Source organism: Peribacillus sp. RS7 (assembly GCF_041956845.1).
Classification (GTDB): Bacteria; Bacillota; Bacilli; order Bacillales; family DSM-1321; genus Peribacillus.
This window is the reverse complement of record NZ_CP168135.1, coordinates 301,063-321,137: the sequence shown is the minus strand read 5'-3', so window position 1 is coordinate 321,137 and position 20,075 is coordinate 301,063. Positions and strand designations below refer to the sequence as shown.

The following is a 20,075-nucleotide window of genomic DNA, read 5'->3' as shown; positions in this document are numbered from 1 at the left end:
GCTCAGATTGTTTAAACGAAGAATTTATCTTCTTTGATAAATAAAAATTATTTAGGTGAGTGTAACTTATGAGAAAAATAATAATGGTTGGCCCAGATATTAACATGAAGGGTGGCATTTCAGCGGTTAATAAAACCTTGCTAAATTCAAACAGGAGTGCGGAGGACTATGTAATAAAATATATTGCTTCATATGTTGATGGATCAATTTTTTTAAAATTATTTGTTGCAATAAAAGGATTGTTTCAAATGTTGTTCCTGTTATTGTTTTTTAACCCCAGAATAATCCATATTCATTCTGCTTCAAGGGGGAGTTTTAGGAGAAAGTATTTTTACTATTTATTAGCGAGAGCTTTTAATAAAAAAATTATCTACCATATACATGGTGCTGAATTTGCAATTTATTATGCTGAAGCCAGTTTATTTGAAAAAAAGAAAATTATTAGAGTTTTGGAAAATGTCGACAAAGTAATTGCTTTATCAAATACTTGGAAAAATAATTTGTTAAAAATAGCCCCTTCCTCGAATGTTGAAGTGGTGCATAATCCCGTCAATATAAAAAATTTTAAAGCTAAGTATAATCCTTCTAATGAAGTAAATATATTATTTATGGGAAGATTAGGTAAGAGGAAAGGTGTTTATGATTTATTACAAGCGATAGAAGAAATAATAATAAGTTACCCATTTGTTAAGCTATACTTATGCGGGGATGGAGAAATAAATAAAGTAAAAGAAATAATAGAAAAGAAAAATTTATCCAATAATGTATTTATACCAGGGTGGATAAATAATGAAGAGAAGATTAAGTATATTCAAAAAAGCGATATTTATATTTTACCTTCTTATAATGAAGGGTTGCCTATATCTATTTTAGAAGCTATGGCTGGCTCCTTACCTATAATATCTACTAAAATTGGTGGTATACCTGAGGCTGTTTCTCAAGGTGAAAATGGTTATTTATTTACACCAGGTAATATAAAAGATATGAAAATGTATTTGATTAAGTTAATTGAGGATAAACCATTAAGAGAGAGATTAGGAAAAGAGAGCTTGGAAATTTGTAGGAATAATTTTGATATTCAAATTATTAATAAAAATATTATTAAAATTTATTCTCTACTTTATTAGTATAGATATTTGGAGGACAAAATGATAGTAGATGGAATTATAAAGAAATGTCTTAGGGAAGGACAATATTTCAAAAAAATGTTGTCTTTTTTAAATGATAGTAAATACTATTCATTTAATGAATTAGAAAATTATCAAAACGAACGTCTTAAAATAATTATTGAACATTCCTATAAAAATGTACCCTATTATAATAGGGTATTTAACAGTATCAATCTTAAACCAGAAGATATAAAATCAAAAGAAGATTTATGGAAAATCCCTGTCTTGACAAAAAATGATGTGAAAAAAAATTTTAATGATCTGAAAGCAAAGAATATCCCTAAATTATTTATGAATATAGGTAAAACTAGTGGGACTACTGGAACGCCAGCACAATTTTATAGAGATTTATACTCAATTAATTTTGAGAATGCTATTGTTTGGAGGCAATGGCTATCCTCTGGTATTAAAAGGCAATCAAAAATAGCCATAATAAGAGGAAATAATATAATCCCGAACAATCAACTATTACCACCCTTTTGGAAAATTGACAAAATACAAAAGCATATTGAATTTTCTTCTTTTCATATGTCAGAAGAGAATTTAAAACATTACATTAATAAAATAAAAGAGTATTCACCTGAAGCCTTACAAGCTTATCCATCTACTGCATATATCTTAGCCAAAAAATTGGATAAATTAAATGAACAAATTAATTTGAAATCAGTGTTTACTTCCTCAGAACCAATATACTCCTATCAGAGAGAATTAATAGAGAAAGCATTTGGTTGTAAAATATGGGATTATTATGGGATGGCAGAAAGAGTAATAAGTGCTACCGAATGTTCTGCTCATAATGGTCTACATATAAATGAAGAGTATGGAATTACTGAATTTATATCTAATAATGTAATATCTCCTAAGGAAGGTATAATGGTAGGTACAAGTTTACAAAACTTTGGGATGCCTTTAATAAGATATGTGACGAATGACTATGGAAAATTACAAGAAAATCTGTGCACTTGTGGTATGCAACATAGATTGATTTATCCTATAGAAACAAAAGAAGAAGATATGATTATAACAAAAGATGGGAGATGGATTAGTCCATCAATTATTACTCATGCATTTAAAGCCATAGTCAATGTTAGTAAATCCCAAGTTGTTCAACATGATTATGATAAATTTGAAGTTCTTTTAGTACCAGAGGTGGGATTTTCTAAAGATGAAAAGTTAAAGCTCTTAGAAGGTCTTAAAGAAAGATTTGGTAACTCAAGCTGCATTACAATAAATTTAGTGGAAGATATTCCAAGAACTAAAAATGGGAAATTTAGATGGATTATTTCACATGTGGATGGTGAATATACTAATGAGGGAAGTTAAGTGGTATTACTACCGTTTAAAATCTATGTCTTTAAAGGAAATACCATATAGGTTTAAAGAAAAATATAAAAAACAAAGATATAAAAATAAATATAAAAATAATCAATCTATAATAAGTTTTAATAGAGAAATTGATATTGGGAATATTTCGAAATTGAATACTTCAATTGAGAAATTTATAGATATTGATCAGTTAAGTGATATATCTTATTCTTCCAGTGTTGATAATTTTATTAAGAAAGTTAATATAAAGGAAAAAATAAATTGGCATGAATGTACAATTGGAGTATGGCCAAAAGATATTAGTAGTTTTGATATCACTTTTAGAAATCAAGATGAAATTGGTGATATTAGATATACATGGGAAATAAATAGACATCTATTTTTCGTAAATCTCGCATTACAGTATAAACATAATAAGGATAAGAAAAGCTTAGAAGCAATTAAGTATCACTTTTATAATTGGGTAGAAGAGAATCCATTCTTAAAAGGTGTTAACTGGTCGTCATCAATGGAGATTGCAATTCGTGCTTATCAATGGCTTCTAGCTTATCAAATTTTAAATAGTATAGAAGATAAAGAATTTCTCTATGATTTGTTAATTGGTGTTAAGAATTCAATCCAGTATGTAAGAGAAAACCTTTCTTTATATTCTTCGGCTAATAATCATTTGATTTTAGAAGTAGCGATTTCTTCAATTATAGGTTATTTTCTTAAACCTATTTTTCAACAAACTTGGTATGAGGAAGGGTATGCTGTTTTAAATGAACAAATCCCCCTACAGGTACATTCAGATGGAGTAAATAAAGAGCAAGCAGTTCATTATCATGCATTCGTATTGGAAATGCTACTGCAGTATAACCTTTTTATAAAAAGTATTGGACATAAAACAATACATGAAGATTATATATTTAAGATGTCAGAGTTTATTGCTTATCTTAAACAAGGTGGAGAAATTATTGAATTCGGAGATAGTGATGATGCAAAGATATTAAATGTCGATGGTAATAAAAAAAATTATTATAAATATGTATTACAATTAGCTTCTGGATATTATAGTGTTGAGTTTGAAGATTTTAAACAGACATACCCAGAAGTATTAATGTTCAAGGAATTATCATTAACGAATTTAGTAAAGTACAATTTTAAAACATTTTATGGTTTTAATCAGGGTGGATATTATACTTTTAATCATAATCAACATCACCTTGTTTTTGATAGCGGACCTTTAGGTTTTGGTTCAATTGCAGCGCATGGCCATGCTGATGCTTTATCTATAGTATATAAATACAAACAGCAACCAATTTTTATCGACCCTGGCACGTACATTTATAATACTGAGGCATCCTGGAGGAATTATTTTAGAAAGACGGCTTTACATAATACATTAACATATGACAATAAGGATCAATCGGAAATGAGTGGGCCATTTTTGTGGTCAAAAAAAGCTAAGGTGAAATTAGTGGATTCAGGTGAGACAGAGAAATTAATATATATGATTGGAGAACATGATGGTTATTCCCCATATATACATAGCCGTGCGATAACGTATATAAAAAAAGAAGGAATAATAATAATAGCTGATTCATTTAACGGAAAAAGTGATTTGAATTATATTTTTGATTTAAACCTTGATGTGAATTTTATTGATGAAAATAGTATTTATTTAAAGGATCCGCTTGGCATATATATCTATAGCTCTCAACCATATGAGAAAACAGAAAAATGGATTTCTAAAGGATTTATGAAAAAAAATAAAGGGGAAGGTATAAAGATTCCTTTTGAATTTAGTGAAAATTCGATAGTATATACAGTTATCTCTCCTGAAACTCTTTCAATAAATGGTAATTCGTTCATTCTGAAAAATAAAAAATATACTTATGATGGTTATAAGAAAATACGGAGTGAAAAAAATTGAAAACTGTAAATATTTTTGATTGTGAAGTGGCGTCCTTGACGATCGATGAAACTGTTGTAGAGGTAAACAAAATTATCAAAAAAAGAAAACCAGTACAACATGTTGTGATTAACGCTGGAAAAGTTGTTTTAATGGATGAAAATATTAATCTAAAAAAAATAGTTAGTGAATGTCCAATTATTAACGCAGATGGGCAGTCAATTGTATGGGCATCTCGTTTCTTAAAAAAGCCGTTACCTGAACGAGTTGCTGGAATTGATTTAATGGAAGAGTTAATAAAATTATCTAATAAAAAAGGCTATAGTATATACTTTTTAGGAGCAAAAGAAGAGGTAGTAAAAAAGGTTGTTAGGCATTATGAATCCTTATATCCTGATGTAAAGATTGCAGGATTTAGAAATGGTTATTTTAATCAAAAAGAAGAAATAGAAATAGTAAATAATATTAGAGAGGCACATGCTGATATTCTATTTGTAGCATTTAGCTCACCTCAAAAAGAGTACTTTTTATCAAAATATTTCAAGGAGCTTGGTGTCCCTTTTCAGATGGGTGTTGGAGGTAGCTTTGACGTAGTTGCAGGAGTTACATCAAGAGCACCTAAATATATGCAGAAAATTGGCTTAGAATGGTTTTATCGATTTATTCAAGAGCCAAAAAGAATGTGGAAAAGATACTTAGTAGGAAATTCAAAATTTATATATATTGTACTTAAAGAGAAATTTAAAAAGGTCAATTAAACAGTAATCGAAAAACTAACCGAATTTTCTTCGGTTTTTTTAAAAAATACTTTAACTCATATCTTCAATCAAAATCCTTATCTTTCATGTTGGGATATGTGGTGTATTGGTAATAGCTGATCATATTCAATGTATTCATATGAAAGATAAAAATTATGTGTTTTTGGACTTTATTAACTCTTAATGTAATGCTCATAAATTTATCAAATTGCGGTGAGTCAATCTAAAGAAACATTTTTGAATATAATTCATTATGCAATAGTTAAAAGATAGACGTGAAGAAAAGTTAGTTAGTTTTTTTATAATAAATTTACATAAGATTTGCCTGGTATTCATGCATCTATACTAGAAATTTCTCAGATTAAGATTCTGTTGGTTTTTTATGGAAATGAAAAGATAAGTTTGTTTAGCAACGACTTCCTCTTTTAAATTTTACAAATTAAAGAAAAATGGAGTCACCAAACCCCATTTTATAAAGTCCATGTTTTTAAAATAAGAGACCTAATCATATTAAGAGGAGTTAATGGTATGAATAAAAAAATAAAAATAATGACGATTTTTGGCACTAGACCCGAAGCAATTAAAATGGCACCCTTAGTTTTAGAGTTAGAAAAACATCCAGATTTGATTGATTCTATAGTTACTGTTACAGCTCAACATAGAGAAATGTTAGATCAGGTTTTAGAGGTTTTTCAAATTAATCCGGATTATGACTTGGATATTATGAAAGACCGTCAGTCTTTGACAGGAGTTACTATAAATGCATTATCAGGGTTAGATAATATTATGAAAGAAGTACAACCAGATTTAGTTCTAGTTCACGGTGATACTTCCACAACATTTGTTGCAAGCCTTTCTGCCTTTTATAATCAAATTTCAGTAGGACATGTTGAGGCAGGGTTAAGAACATGGAATAAGTACTCTCCATTCCCTGAAGAAGTAAATAGGCAATTAACTGGAGTTATAGCGGATTTGCATTTTTCCCCAACAGTTCAATCCAAAGAAAATCTTATACAAGAAAATAAAAAGCAAGAATCAATTGTTATAACAGGTAATACAGCTATTGATGCTTTAAAAACGACCGTAACAGATTCCTATAATCATGATCTTATAGATAAAATAGGCTCTGACAAAATGATATTGTTGACTGCTCACAGGCGAGAAAATCTTGGAGAGCCTATGAGAAATATGTTTAAGGCAATACAACGACTTTTAGCAGAAAATAGTGATATACAGGTCGTTTATCCTGTTCATCTTAACCCAGCTGTTAGAGAAATTGCTGATGAAATACTAGGTAACGATGATAGAATCCATCTTATAGAACCATTAGGGGTTATCGATTTCCATAACTTTGCGTCACGTTCCCATCTTATTTTAACAGATTCTGGTGGTGTTCAAGAGGAGGCACCGTCTTTGGGGGTTCCAGTCCTTGTACTTAGAGATACAACGGAAAGACCAGAGGGAGTAAAAGCAGGAACCTTAAGACTGGTAGGAACTGATGAAGATATTATTTTTCATACAGCACATGAGTTATTAAATAATGAAGAACAATATAATGCCATGGCTAAAGCAGCAAACCCTTATGGAGATGGAAAGGCTTCTACTCGAATTGTTCAAGAAATCTTATATCGTTTTGGTAAAGTCGATAAAGCTCCATCTGAATTTCAGTAATGATTGATTTTATATATAGGAACTTACTAATTATAGAGACAGAGAGTTTTGGAAAGCTCTTTGTCTTTTTTTAACTTGGATTAGGGGATTCTTACATTATTATATATACCTCGTGATAACCTACACTTCCTACTATATTGAAATCCACAAACATTTCAGTCATAATTTGATAAAATTTAAACAAAATTTAGCTGTCCCTTTTAAAGGCAGAACGGCAACAAGAGTATAATATACTCAGAAGGAAACTTAGTCTCCCGTAACTGAACTCATTGACAGCACCATCAATTAGTATTCTGAACAACACTAAATAAAAAATGAAAAAAGGGATGTGTTTCATGAAAAAAATAATCGGTTTATCTATATGCATAGTGCTTATTGTTTTCTTCATTTTTCAGCAGATACATTCTCTATCGAACCATAAAGAAAAGATATACGTTGAAGATTTTAAAGGGGCTAATGATTCTGCGAAGATTCAGGCTGCGATTGATAAAGCAAAAACCAATAAATTAAAAACGGTTATGCTTGATAATAGGGAATATACGATTTCATCACCGATCATCGTTAGGAAAGGTGTTAAGCTGCAATTCGGATACGGAACGAAGTTCATTGTTGAGGGGAACTTCAGGGTGCTTGAGCTTGAGCAGAATGCTTCCATTGAAGGTGCTTATGTAGCGATAAATGATGCTGAATTTAATTCAGAGGTCATTTACTTAGATGGTAAATATAAATATTATAATACCTGGAACAAAACGCAAGTGAAGGATGTCAATATTATTAACTGGTCTGAGAGTAACCAGGGTACAGGGATATCTTTATATGCTGGGGGTAAAGAACATGAGATTTCTTTCGTGAACTTTGAAAATGTCAAGGTTGCAGGAATGAAGACTGGCGTAAAGCTAATAGCTGAAGAACCATCTTCTGGTAAGGCCTGGATCAATGCTAATCGTTTTTTGAATCTATCTTTAGAAGATTGTGTGAATATGATTTACATAGATAGTAACTCTACCATACCGAATGAGGTTAGTGGTAATCAATTTACCAATTTACAGATACAGCCCTCAGGCAAAACAAAGAGCATTTTGAAGGTAACTGGGCAATACAATAAGTTTGAGGGTATGGTTTGGGATTTGGATAAAATCACACTTCAAAACGATGTTATTGAACTTAAGGATAATAGCCTGGGTACCACCATTGATATTCCATCCTTGCCTATGAGTCGAATCACTGACAGAGGTCAGGTTAATATCTTGAATCAATAAATAAAAGCGAAAGGGTTTAAATTAATTATAAAAGGGTGATTAGCTAATAGATATGCACTCACCCTGTAATGTAAATTGGAGATAACATTACTGACTATTAATTAACTGGTACTATTGATCCTTATCTATGGGGAATTATCCTTTCCGCTTTGGATATCGAGTATATATGCCAGTTTTTTTAGTATTTAATAGTCATAGCTTTGAAGTAATAATTTGCCCTTGATCATTAATACTCACTTTCCACCTTGTTCCGTTTGGTGAAGCCATTGTCACAGCTTTCCCTTTTTGAAGTTCTAAATCCCCATATAATGTTCCGCCTGTAGTCGGCAACCAAGCTGCACCTTGCTGTAAGGATGATCTTGCGAAGATCCGATTAATTCGGAATCGTTTGTGCTCTTGTGTATACCCGCTTAACGTCAGTTTAATTTTATACAGCGTTTCTGCTCTTGCTTCTGAGATAACAGTGTTACCGGCATTAAATGGGAGGTTTTTTGCAACTGTCCAAGGTCCATTTAAGCTTTGTTGATATTCAATCAATACGCGACTGGGACTTTCATTCCATCCAAAATAAATACCAAAGCAATTTAGCATTTTAATAGGCTGTTTGGTAAAATCCAATTCAATCACAACCGGTTGGGAACTGGGAACATCGAGGTAATTTACACTTTGCTCATCGAGTAAATTGAAACAGTTATTGATATTTCCTCCATAAGGAGCCTTTCCGGAAAGCTGACGTACAGCGTAGCGGACGTTTGCATTTACTAAGATATCGTCTTGATTCCCGACCAGGTGGGCTTTTCCTAAGGCAAGAGGTGGATATACTTGGAGCGATTCTTCATGAGGAGATGTGCATCGATTGTATTGGCCGCGATCAAGGATGGACGTGGATACCTGATTCGAGCTTAGGTAGTTGTGATGGGAAGTCGAAGAGAATTCAACGACGAGCGGGGGATCATCCATACGGTAGGTATCCCATATGATGCCTTCAAATATATTATAAGCACCTGAGCATCGAATGACTTTTTTCGTTTGTTCTCGGCTTTGAACTTGAATTCCAGTAAAGGTGTTGCCGGAAATTTCGTAAGGCAAATCACTGTTTCCCACAATCTCGATACCGTACTGGCAGCCATCTATAAAAATGGACTCGAAGGAGTTGGCATTAATCCAACATGGGGTATCTACATTTAAAAGTTTTTCGGTTTTTAAATAGAGTGCTGTATGGAAGTTTGTGATTTGGAGGGAGCTTGCCTTAAAGAAACTGATGAAATCCCATGCTTTGTTACAGTATAAATGGATGGCTATGCCTTGATACGTTGTTGTACGGTTAATAATGTTGATATTGGATATAGCTGTATGATTATGAATTTCTATTTGCTGTGCCCCGGAAAGAAAAATGACGGATGAATTGAAGCTATTATCGACTACTTCAATCGTCCCACCGGAGAGGGAAGCATCCTTTTGTAGCTCAAAAACCTGGAAATTACCTTTAACTATTAATGTTACCGTCGGATCAATTTCAAGATGGACATTTTGCTTAATGACAATGGGGGAGGAGAGGGTATATTGTTTCTTCCCTGTAATGATGACTTTAGAGTAGTTATTATCTACACAATAATCAATCGCTGCTTGAATGGCTGGTGAATTATCCGCTAGATTCGGATTAGCGCCAAAACAATCAATATTAGCAACATCCCTATTCTGGCAATCCTCAGGGAGGTTGAGTGGGTCTGCCATTTATAACACTCCTTTTATGGTGATGTTATATAGCATATGCCTGTCCAAAAAGTATGTATAGGTATAAAAAACAAAAACAAACGAGGTCATCGTTTGTTTTTTGTTCATTGATAGGTTTTCAGTGTAGAATGAATCATATTCGAGAGGGAGAAGGATTCTTCTACTTTTTGTCTTGCTTTGCTGCCCAAGCGTTGTCTTAAATCCTCATTATCTTGAAGGGATTTAATTTGATTTGCAAATTCTTGTTCTGAATGATGTGAAATGAGAATCCCGGTTTCATGGTCCACAACGGCTTCTTTAATGCCGCCTACATCCACTGACATAATTGGCGTACCTGCTGCCATTGCTTCCAGCACGACCATTGGAAAGACTTCCCTAAGTGATGTTAATAGAAGTAAGTCCATATTGCATATAAACTCATACGGATTGGAGGCATTGCCTAGGAGCTTCACTTTATGGTGTAACTTTAAGTCTTTAATCATTTTTTCTACAAATTCTCGCTCCGGTCCATCTCCTGCAATATAAAACATCACATTAGGTACAGCCTTTAACTCATTTACAATTTTCAAGAAAAGTTCATGATTTTTTTCTTTTGATAAACGGGCTAAAATTCCCACATTGAATGTTTCTTTAGGCCTTAGTTGTTTAAAAGAAAAGTGCTCCACATCCACGCCATTGTAAATCGTCCTAATAAGCCTCTTCCTAACACCCAGTTGAAGTAAGTTATCTCTTTCAAAATTACTGACAGCAATGATTTCCTCAACATGCTTGTTCAGCACCCTTTTAAATAGAAAGGGCACCTTTTTTTCTAGAATCGTTACATTATGCTTGGTATACACCAGTTTGATATTTCTTCTGGTCAGTTTCTTAATGGCTATCGAATATAGCAGCATTCGTAAACTATTGGCATGAATGACATCAATGCTTTTTAAGCTAACTTGTTTAGTTAGTATTTTAAGATTGGCGAGGTGATTTTTTAAGCTTAAAGGAATGAATTGTTGTTTGTTATGGATTTGCTTGTACAATTCACCCGTCGCAGCAGCAGAGTAAAACGTCATGTTTTCATCCTGAAGATGGTTTTCCAATTTGCAAAAATACATCTCAGCTCCGCCTGTTATGAGTTTATCTGTAAGTAGCAGGACATTGTTCATATTTCTTATTTCCCTCCATTTAGTAAAGAGGCAGGCTGTGAACCTCTGTTTTTGTTGTAAGCGTTATAGGCGTATTTGCTAAAATAAAAGTTAGCTTTAATAAAGTTTAACTTTTCCTGGTTTCGTAACAGCTTCCAATATCGGTAAGCAGCTTTAAATTTATTCCTTGAAGTAGAGTTACTAACAATACGATATTTGGATAAGACTTTCGGTAAGCCATGCGCTTTATATCCTTGTCGTAACAGTAACAGCCATAATGCAGTATCCTCAGGCTGAATATCGGGCATTTCGATATGCTTGATTTGCAGCTTATCCAGCATCACGGTTAAACAGCCAATCCTAGTATTTCCAATCAGATGCTTATAATCCACCGCTTTAGGTGCCTTTACTTCAACATCAAGAGATTTTCCTTCTTCATCTATTAAAGAATAGGAGGTGAAAGAGAAAGCAAGATTTCCCTTTTGCATAAATGTGACTTGTTCTTCCAGTTTAGTTGGGAGCCATAGATCATCACTATCAAGAAATGCAATATAATCTCCATGTGCTTCTTTAATTGCTATATTCCTAGCACGGGCAGCCCCGACATTCTTAGATAAGGGGATAAGTCTAATCCTTGAATCCTTATCTGCATAAGATTTAATGACATAAACCGAGTCATCCTTTGATTGATCGTCAACAATGATCATCTCCCAGTTAAAGTAGGTTTGATCTTGGACAGTTTTTATGGTTTCTGTAATAAAAGACGAACTGTTATACGAGGGAGTTATTACGGAAACTAAAGGTCTGTCATCCTTTTTGCTGTAGATCATTACATTCCACCTCTTTTCTTTCATATACGGAAATATATTTTAAAGCTAGTGCTAAAAAGGAAAAAAATGCTTCATTAATCATAAGGGAAAGGGACATCATCTGTATTAAGAAAGCAAAAAGAGTAAGCACAATGAAGGGTTTTTCTTTATGTAATTTAGTCTTGAATAAGGTGATGAAAAGCATCAATAAAAAGGAAAGGTAAAAAAGGAAACCAATGATTCCAGACTCTACTAAAACCTCCAGATACGTATTGTGAACATATAGTTTTTCATTATGCTCAAATGCGTAATAATCGGAAAAGTTAAAAGCACCTATGCCAAAAAGGGGATTTGACATAAAGTAGTTGATCGCTTGCCCCCATAATTCAAACCTGCCGCTGCCCCCATCGGTTGAAAAGTCAGTAATGCGGCTCGTGATGATTTCATTGAAATCTATTTTGATAATAGACCCAGCAACATAGATTACAGTTAGACATAATAAGGAAACAGTCATCATTTTGATTTTTTTAGAGAAATTAGCTAACAGCATGTACAAAAAGACCACCAATACGAGCGCTAAAATACCGCCTCTTGAAAAAGTAAGAAGGGAAGTAATCATACATAGGGTGAATCCAATCGAATGCTTGAATCCCTTTAAATTGGTTAAGTAAAAGGAAAAAAATAATGTGTTGAAAAAAATGAAGATGTTTGGGTCATCAAGCAAACCAATTAATCTTGGATAATCCCGGTCCAATAATAATCCATATGAAGTAATCTCGACACCAGTCGGGAATCTTCCTGTCACCTGTATCCCAATGAAATATAATAATAGGCTGCTAACGTTAAAGATGATCCCGACATTTGCAATCGAATTCTCAATGACACTTAACGTTGTTAGCTCCAGTACATATCTCATGATGAAATAACAGCCAAGTACGAGTATCACTCCTAGGATGACCCGAATGCTCGATTCAGGATATTGAGAAAAAGCGCCGCTCAGACAATAGGTAAAATAAAATAAAAGCAATAGAATTTCATAATGATAAAGGGTATGGAAATAAAAATCCCGAAAATGAATGCAAAAGAAAATGGCTAGAAAAATCATGTAAATTTTTAATGAAAAACCGATGGAGATATTATATTTACTGAGCGTAATAAAAAATAACAAGAGAAAGACTGACCACATAGAGGTGTTTTTATTAATTAGCAATCTTTCCATTCTCTTTTTGTCTCCTATCTTGTAAATGTTTGGTGTCATTTTTCTTTTTTATGAAGCCAACGATTAATTGCTTGATGCTCTTATCGAGCAGCAAAATTAGAGCAGTGACGAAAATGATGGTAGAAATCATCGCTATAAAAGGATACTTGGATAATAAGTTATGCATTAGGATGAAACTAATGGAAAAGAAGGTACCATACGGCAGGATGACCTTGAAGAATACCGTTCTTTTTTCTGGGTTGGCAGCGACATAGCCAATGAATGAGACAATTTCCATGGTTAGGACGGCAAAAGCTGAACCAGCCACTGCATAGTTGACGCTCAGAAAATAGAAGGACACCAATCCGATGGTGATGGTAATAAACTGGACAATTGTACGCCGGTTCTGTAATCCCCTTGTCGTGAGACCGTCAGCAATGGCAATGTTAAAGCCTTGCAGAACGATTATAAAGGCCAATATTTTTAAAGGCTGAACCGCAGATTCCCACTCGGCTCCGAATAAAATGGTGACGAGATAAGTAGCCAAGTAGAATAAGGTTATAGTCATGCACATACCGATATAGGACATGATTTTCATTTGCAGGATATTCAATCTGGTGTGTTCTGCAATCTCACCTCGGTTGTATCGCTTAAATAAAAGCGGAAAAAAAGCGCCTGCGATGACCCCTGGTATTTGGTATAAAGCAGAAGGAATCCGATAGGCTACTGCAAAGAGACCGACCAGAGCTAAAGGCAGTGTTTTTTCTAGCACCAATGGGCCCAATTGAGGGGTTAACATGATAAATAACCCACTGATTAAAAACGGACTGAGATTCGTTAATAATTGTTTTTCGAAAGGAGATTTCCATTTTATTTCCGCTTTTTTCAGCAGTAAAAAAAGGCTGTAAAATCCACCGGCTAAATAAGAAAATCCATATAAAAAGGCTGCTAAATGAACATCCACTTTTAAGCCCATACTCACCGTGGTGGAAAGTATTAACGCAAAAGATGAGAAGATTTTTATCGACGCGATGAATTGCATCCTTTCAATTAATTGAAAATAGGTTATCCCAATACTTTGCATCGCCAGGCCAATGACCATCGGGATCATTAGGCTATATATCATATAAAGAATTTGTTGTTCTTGATAAAGAATGCGTATGCCAGCAAAAAAAACAAAAAAGGTTAAAAGGGAGCAAACAATCCGAATCTTTATATAAGAAGAAAACGTTCTCCCTAAGTGTTCCTTTTTCGTTCCTTCCCTTAGAAAAGTATTACTTACCCCAAGGTCCGTAAAAAAGTTCATGACCATGGCAAGTGCTAGTGCCACACTTAAAATCCCATAGTTCTTTGAGTTAAAATAATTAGCTAATAGAATGAGAGTGGCCGCATTAAGAACGTTAGATAGAATTGTACTGTAAAATAAATGGACAATATTTTTTAAAATAGAGTTCTTCTTTGTATTCACTTTTTTCGCTCCCGATTTTATGACGATAAAGTCGTTGGCTTGAGTAGTGGTGCAGGTGAATGATGTGTCGTTGTGGTTAAAGAAGGATGATTTTGATTTAAATAATATTCATATGTGCTTGCAAGACCGCTTTCAAGTGTATGAACGGGGTGCCAACCCAATGTTTGAATGGTCGTTTTATTACAGAGCAAGCTTTCTTTGATGTCCCCGTTTTTAGCTGGCTGATAAATAGGAGCTAAATCATGGCTGCCAAAGGATTGAATAATCGAGAGTAATTGATTGATGCTTGTACTGGTGGTTGATGAGACATTGAAGGTGCCGCTTCCTTCAGATTCCAACGCTTTCAGATTGGCATCGGCTACATCCTTTACATAGATGAAATCTCTCGTTTGAGTGCCGTCTCCATAAATAACGGGCCGCTGATTATTAATCACAAGATTAGTGAAAATCGATATAACACCGCCTTCACCGCTTGCTGTCTGTCTTGGTCCATATACATTACTGTATCGAAGGTTCACATAATTTAAGTCGTATAATTCTTTAGCAAGCTTTAGATAATCCTCGGCCGTTTTTTTGGATGCACCATATGGTGATAATGGAGAAGTAAGATGTGATAAGGTTATTGGCATTACATCGGCATCTCCATATACAGCTGCTGATGAGGCAAACACGATCTTTTTTACGGCATATTTGTGAGAAAGCTTAGCGATGTTTATGGTTCCCATGATATTGATCCGTGCATCATTCGTAATATCCGAAATGGATTGTTGTACACTAACTTGGGCAGCTTGATGAATGACATAGTCAGGCCTAAAGGTCTCTATCGCATTTTCAAGCTGGACCTCATCTTCAACATTTCCAAAGAAGGGAGTGACTTTGGCTTGGACATTCCCGATAGAGCCGGTAGAGAGGTTATCATATATAGCCACTTCATAATTATTACGGTTTAATGTATCTACAATATGAGAGCCAATAAATCCAAAGCCCCCAGTTACTAGTACTTTATTCATATTTCACTACCCCTTTATTAGATTATCTAGCTCCACTACCAGTAAAGACAATGGTCAATGTTCGGAACAAAATCTTGATTTCCATAGCAAATGAGCGGTGTTGAATATAATATAGGTCAAAATCCAGCTTTTCTTTTGGTGTTAAATCATACCCCCCATTTACTTGTGCCCAACCTGTTATTCCAGGTTTCACATATAAACGGTTTTTAAAGTCAGGTATAAACTTTTCGAATTCTTTATAGAAATATTCTCTTTCAGGTCTTGGCCCGATGAGCGACATATCTCCTTTTAAAACATTAATAAGCTGAGGGATTTCATCAATGCGTGTTTTTCGCATAAAGGCTCCTATTCCGGTCACCCTAGAATCATTTTCACTTGCCCATCGAGGACCACTTTTTTCAGCATCAATGCCCATGGAACGCAGTTTAATCATATTGAAAGGCTTCCCATCCAGGCCTAGTCTTTGTTGATAAAAAAAAGGGGAGCCAGTTGAATCAATAGGGATAAGAATGCAGAATAATAGTAAAATAGGTGCTGTAAGTATCAGCATAAAAAACGAGATGATTAAATCCATAGCGCGCTTTATAGTAAAATTAGATGATGACGATAGTGGTTTTGTCAGGATTTCTTCCTGCCTATCGACTCTGACTTTCGAATCCACTGGTTATCCTCCCTGAATTAAGAAATGATCATTGATCCTGAAATTTCAAGATTTGCCCGTTCAAATTGCATTTTCACACCTGCAATTTTCTCTAACTTATCTCTTCCCTCTTGTATCGCTAAAATTATGCCATCACAATATTTAGCAACGATATTTGCATCAGGTTTATTTAAACTGTCTGATGTATGAAATAAAATGAGGTCAAAATTCTTTTTCCACTCTTCAATCAGAGTGGGAAGGGTCTCTAATGTTAATAATGTTGCAGGTTCATAAATGACTTCGCTTGTAGGTATACAGAATAGATGACCCTTTATATGTATAGCATGTTCGTTAAAATTGGGCTTCTCATTTAAAAGCAAATTGGTCAAACCGAATGAATTATCGATATTAAACACCTGATGAAGCGAAGGTTGACGCAGATTAGCATCCACAACCAGCACTCGTTTACGCTGCTCAGAAAAGGCAAGTGCTAAGTACGCGGTAGCATTGGCAATATTCTGTGAATGTGATATGGATGTAATCATTAATATTGAATCGTCATTATGTAGGTTGGACTCGATATTGTTACATATCGAATAAAATTGCTCTTTATTGATTTCATTTAGGTAAAAGGATTGTTTCCTTGAAAATTTAATGCTCACTATATTCACCCCGTTTTGTGGAAGGTAAGGTTTTATAAGTTATTTTACGTTTTCTGTTTAATCTTTTGGTATTCAAATCCAGCCTTCCTAATAATGGAATTCCAAGAAGTTCAAGCTCTCTATCGGAGTAGGTCGAATCATCAAAATGTTCTCTAAGAAGGGCTAAGCCTATTCCAGCGAAAAAGCCTATTACGATTGAAATGGCTATGATGAATTTCGGTTTTGGGAAAAGAAGTTCTGCTTGTCCCATTTTATTATCATTGAGAATACTAATCTGTTTAACGTTTGTAAGGTCTTTAAAATTAGATATCGAATGCCTCGCGACAGTCTGGGCAATGTCCTTAGCAGATTCAGGATTCGAATCCTTGACGGTAATCGTGATGATTTGGGAATTATCTCTATTTGTAATGGAAACTTGCTTAAGTAAGTCATAGCTTGAAGCCTTAAGGTTCAATTCCTCTTTAACCCCTATCATGATCTGCGGACTTTTAATGATGTCCATATATGAAAGGGCAAGCTGTCTGTTTTCTTGAACTTTGTTTATGGAAGCTTCCTTTTCATCCATGCTTAAAGATCCTGCCAGAACTTGAGTGGAATACTGATAAGTTGGTTTCATAAGGTACATGGACGAAAAAATAATGAAACCAGTAATACAAAGTGTAGAAAGAATAATGATAAATATTCGCTTCTTTAAGATTCGTATAAAATCTTTTATTTTTAACTTTTCATTCATCGATTTCACCACTTTTTTTAGAGATAGTAAGAATATGTTCTAAACTTGCTGAGAATTTTTATAGAATAGTAAGCAATTATCCTATTTTGCGTTTTAGAGCTATCGGATCTTTGGTTATTACTGTTTTTTGTTTGTTTCTCGTGAAATACGATCCGAGCCTCATGCATGGTTTTTCCACGAATTGATAGGATACTGTAGAGAGTAAAAATGAAAAGAAAAAGGAAAAAATCAATATTAAACCGGTAGGCAGCTTGTTATAGAATAAGTGCATCAATGAGAATAAGGATATGAGATGATACAAATAAAGGCTATATGAAATGTTCCCGAGAAGAGTCAGCAATCTAGACCTTAAGACGGTTGAAACCTTTTGAGAACATACGCTCATGATGATAAACATGCAAACACCGCACGAGACCACATAATCCCTGAAAATATAATTGTTTAAAAAATCCACCTCGCCAATGATGCCTTCGTACATAAAACAGATAATTGCCCCCAACAACAATACGATTTTTACAGGTTTTTTCATTTTCAAAGTATACGCAAAAAGTTCATGTCGATATTTCGCCAATATAGCTCCCATTAAAAAAAGAGTACTATAGTGGAAACTTAGAAGAATGTTGGTTATATCCACACTGGAACCAACTAAATATAAACAAAAAGTCGATGAAAAAATTAAAACAAAAAGCCATAATAAAGAGTATTTAAGCTTTTTTCGTACAAACAAAAAAATCAGTACAGGAAATATAATCGAAATTCTCATCTCATGTACAAGGGACCATATAACATTGTTATAGGCGTCTGTATTGTACTGCCCAATAAACAAAAGATGTTCTATTAATAAGGAAGGAGTATCCAGGCCTGTCCAAGATTTACTAAACCAGTTGGTGATAAAGGGCAAATCAATATGGCTTAAAAACATTTTAGCCAATATAGCCACGCTTATTGCTACTAGGTATGGTATATAAATTCGAAACACTCGTTTTATTAAGTATGTAGAATAGTGGAATTTAGCACTATTAACTGATAAATACAAAACAAAACCACTCAATACAAAGAATAGAATGACAGACTCATTTCCACTACTGAAAAAAAGGCGTAGAGGAGTTTCCTTGAACAAATAAATCAAGTAGGAGCTGTTTGAATCATACTGATAATTAGCATATGAAGGATATACCATCAAATAATGCCCGATTAATACAATGAGAGCGGCTAAACCCCTTAATGAGTCGAATTCCTCATATCTAGTCATATCCTCCTCCATATAAACCGTTTTTTTTATAATATAGCACTTGTTCTCAATAAAGTATAGTTAGTTCTTTAAAACAAACAGAAATAGACAAAAAAATATTAAGTTAGCCATCATATCCTAATTTTCAAGCTCGTTTTTGAAATGTTTAATGGTCGAATAAAAGCTACTGGCAATTAATAAAAAGGAGAATAGTTGAAAGTAGGAACACATCATGCCCTAGAATAAGAGATTTCAGGCCTTTGGCCAATGGATAAAACCTATTCTTACTAACCTAAATTTACTTTAGATATGGCAGTTTGGGGATCAGCTAGCAAGTTAAGGATTAGACATACAGGGGATGTTTATTATTCCTGTAATGAGGGAAACAAATTACTAGATATGCAAATAGTTTTAATAATGAAGCCAATTGACATAATAATGTAGAGATGGTAAGTTCAATTTAATTTTTCTTTATAAAGAACGGCTTGTTCGTTAAGGATTATGAAGTAACCTGTAAATTCTATCGCAGGATATAAAATAAAGTACAAAAAATGTAAAATAATAAATTCTACTATTTATATATATACCTATTAAAAGCAAAAGCTCAATTAATGAGTTATAGAAGAAAGGATGATTTTTAATGCCTTTATACCAAATGAGAGAAATATGGACACCTTTAAAATTAGTTGGAGTTAAGTTTTTTAAAACAGAAGAAGGAAGTATTTTTATGAAAGTTTTTAATAAACGTCGAAGAAAGTTAAAGTAATCAATTATTTCCTAATAATTAGTTGTTTTTTTTTTTTTGAAGAATATTGTAGAATGATGACGGAAATTAACAAAAAGTATTTTAATTAATCGAAAGATTTTTAAGTATAATTAACATGAATATAGTATTAAATACTTAGCAAAAAATGTCGTGGGGTATGTCGACTTCATAAAAAGTTAGAATCGCATATTTTGTGCCATGAAACTAAATTGGAAAATCATAATCTTAAATATTCTTGAGAAACGCAAACCTATTGAAAAGTAGGGACGCAAAATTACAGGTCTAAGGCTATGCTCAGACGGCTGTGTTACCACAAATAGGGTAAAAAAGAAGATATGCAGAAAAAATTGATGCAGAATGGGTTAATTTAATTTTGGAAGCAAAAAGTTTAGGTTTTTCCATTCAAGAAGTGAGAGATTTTATTCAGAACGAACAGAACTTGATTAATCAGCTCCACAAGAATTAGAAAAACAAAAAATATATATACTTTTGATGGCTGTCAATCAGCTTTTTTTTGAACTGGATTCTACTGTTCACTTTTGTTATAACTTAAAAGCTTGTGGATGTAGCGATGTTATCAACAAAATTATTCATTTGTGTGATGCCTGCCATTTTTA

At 33.6% G+C, this 20,075-nt stretch carries 17 protein-coding genes and 1 riboswitch; of the genes, 7 read left to right on the top strand and 10 right to left on the bottom strand.

Going from position 1 to position 20,075, the window contains the following annotated elements:
• The first annotated feature begins 68 nt into the window (after positions 1-68).
• The 6 genes from ACDZ29_RS01735 (at position 69) to ACDZ29_RS01710 (ending at position 8,077) form a co-directional block, all read left to right on the top strand.
• A complete protein-coding gene (locus ACDZ29_RS01735) occupies positions 69-1,127 on the top strand; it encodes a glycosyltransferase family 4 protein (protein ID WP_375089628.1) in 1,059 nt (352 codons plus the stop codon).
• A gap of 21 nt (positions 1,128-1,148) precedes the next feature.
• Positions 1,149-2,492: a phenylacetate--CoA ligase family protein gene (locus ACDZ29_RS01730; protein ID WP_375089627.1), complete on the top strand. Its 1,344-nt coding sequence runs from the start codon at positions 1,149-1,151 to the stop codon at positions 2,490-2,492.
• Positions 2,479-4,410: an alginate lyase family protein gene (locus ACDZ29_RS01725; protein WP_375089625.1), complete on the top strand. Its 1,932-nt coding sequence runs from the start codon at positions 2,479-2,481 to the stop codon at positions 4,408-4,410. The genes ACDZ29_RS01730 and ACDZ29_RS01725 overlap by 14 nt, the downstream gene beginning before the upstream one ends.
• Positions 4,407-5,147: a WecB/TagA/CpsF family glycosyltransferase gene (locus tag ACDZ29_RS01720; RefSeq protein WP_375089624.1), complete on the top strand. Its 741-nt coding sequence runs from the start codon at positions 4,407-4,409 to the stop codon at positions 5,145-5,147. The genes ACDZ29_RS01725 and ACDZ29_RS01720 overlap by 4 nt, the downstream gene beginning before the upstream one ends.
• Positions 5,148-5,675: 528 nt before the next feature.
• Positions 5,676-6,818 carry a non-hydrolyzing UDP-N-acetylglucosamine 2-epimerase gene (gene wecB, locus ACDZ29_RS01715; protein WP_375089622.1) on the top strand — a complete coding sequence of 381 codons (1,143 nt, stop codon included), beginning with the start codon at positions 5,676-5,678 and terminating at the stop codon, positions 6,816-6,818.
• Positions 6,819-7,153: 335 nt separating this feature from the next.
• The gene (locus ACDZ29_RS01710) at positions 7,154-8,077 is read left to right on the top strand and encodes a hypothetical protein (protein ID WP_375089621.1); all 924 of its coding nucleotides are present in this window, start codon (positions 7,154-7,156) and stop codon (positions 8,075-8,077) included.
• Between the two features lie 192 nt (positions 8,078-8,269).
• On the opposite strand, the gene ACDZ29_RS01705 is transcribed toward ACDZ29_RS01710, so the two are convergent.
• The 10 genes from ACDZ29_RS01705 to ACDZ29_RS01660 form a co-directional block, all read right to left on the bottom strand.
• Positions 8,270-9,811, bottom strand: coding sequence for a hypothetical protein (locus ACDZ29_RS01705; RefSeq protein WP_375089619.1), 1,542 nt, complete (start codon positions 9,809-9,811; stop codon positions 8,270-8,272).
• Positions 9,812-9,915: 104 nt separating this feature from the next.
• Positions 9,916-10,962 carry a glycosyltransferase family 4 protein gene (locus ACDZ29_RS01700; RefSeq protein WP_375089618.1) on the bottom strand — a complete coding sequence of 349 codons (1,047 nt, stop codon included), beginning with the start codon at positions 10,960-10,962 and terminating at the stop codon, positions 9,916-9,918.
• Between the two features lie 5 nt (positions 10,963-10,967).
• Positions 10,968-11,771 (bottom strand): glycosyltransferase family 2 protein, encoded by an 804-nt coding sequence (locus ACDZ29_RS01695; RefSeq protein ID WP_375089617.1) that lies wholly within the window; start codon positions 11,769-11,771, stop codon positions 10,968-10,970.
• Complete coding sequence (locus ACDZ29_RS01690) at positions 11,749-12,969, bottom strand: O-antigen ligase family protein (RefSeq protein ID WP_375089616.1); 1,221 nt, start codon at positions 12,967-12,969, stop codon at positions 11,749-11,751. The genes ACDZ29_RS01695 and ACDZ29_RS01690 overlap by 23 nt, the downstream gene beginning before the upstream one ends.
• Entirely contained in the window at positions 12,950-14,416 is a 1,467-nt protein-coding gene (locus ACDZ29_RS01685; protein ID WP_375089615.1) for an oligosaccharide flippase family protein, read from the bottom strand. Before ACDZ29_RS01685 ends, ACDZ29_RS01690 begins: the two co-directional genes overlap by 20 nt.
• A gap of 17 nt (positions 14,417-14,433) precedes the next feature.
• Complete coding sequence (locus tag ACDZ29_RS01680) at positions 14,434-15,426, bottom strand: NAD-dependent epimerase/dehydratase family protein (RefSeq protein ID WP_375089614.1); 993 nt, start codon at positions 15,424-15,426, stop codon at positions 14,434-14,436.
• Between the two features lie 22 nt (positions 15,427-15,448).
• Positions 15,449-16,000 (bottom strand): sugar transferase, encoded by a 552-nt coding sequence (locus ACDZ29_RS01675; RefSeq protein WP_375089613.1) that lies wholly within the window; start codon positions 15,998-16,000, stop codon positions 15,449-15,451.
• Between the two features lie 104 nt (positions 16,001-16,104).
• Positions 16,105-16,728, bottom strand: coding sequence for a CpsD/CapB family tyrosine-protein kinase (locus ACDZ29_RS01670; protein WP_375089611.1), 624 nt, complete (start codon positions 16,726-16,728; stop codon positions 16,105-16,107).
• Positions 16,718-17,461, bottom strand: coding sequence for a YveK family protein (locus tag ACDZ29_RS01665; RefSeq protein WP_375089610.1), 744 nt, complete (start codon positions 17,459-17,461; stop codon positions 16,718-16,720). Before ACDZ29_RS01665 ends, ACDZ29_RS01670 begins: the two co-directional genes overlap by 11 nt.
• Positions 17,462-17,537: 76 nt before the next feature.
• Positions 17,538-18,713 (bottom strand): acyltransferase family protein, encoded by a 1,176-nt coding sequence (locus tag ACDZ29_RS01660; protein WP_375089609.1) that lies wholly within the window; start codon positions 18,711-18,713, stop codon positions 17,538-17,540.
• A gap of 978 nt (positions 18,714-19,691) precedes the next feature.
• Positions 19,692-19,773, top strand: a riboswitch (cyclic di-GMP riboswitch).
• A 58-nt stretch (positions 19,774-19,831) separates the two neighbouring features.
• Between ACDZ29_RS01660 and ACDZ29_RS01655 the strand changes: the two genes are divergently transcribed.
• Positions 19,832-19,924, top strand: a complete 93-nt coding sequence (locus ACDZ29_RS01655) for a hypothetical protein (RefSeq protein WP_375089608.1) — start codon at positions 19,832-19,834, stop codon at positions 19,922-19,924.
• Positions 19,925-20,075 lie beyond the last annotated feature (151 nt).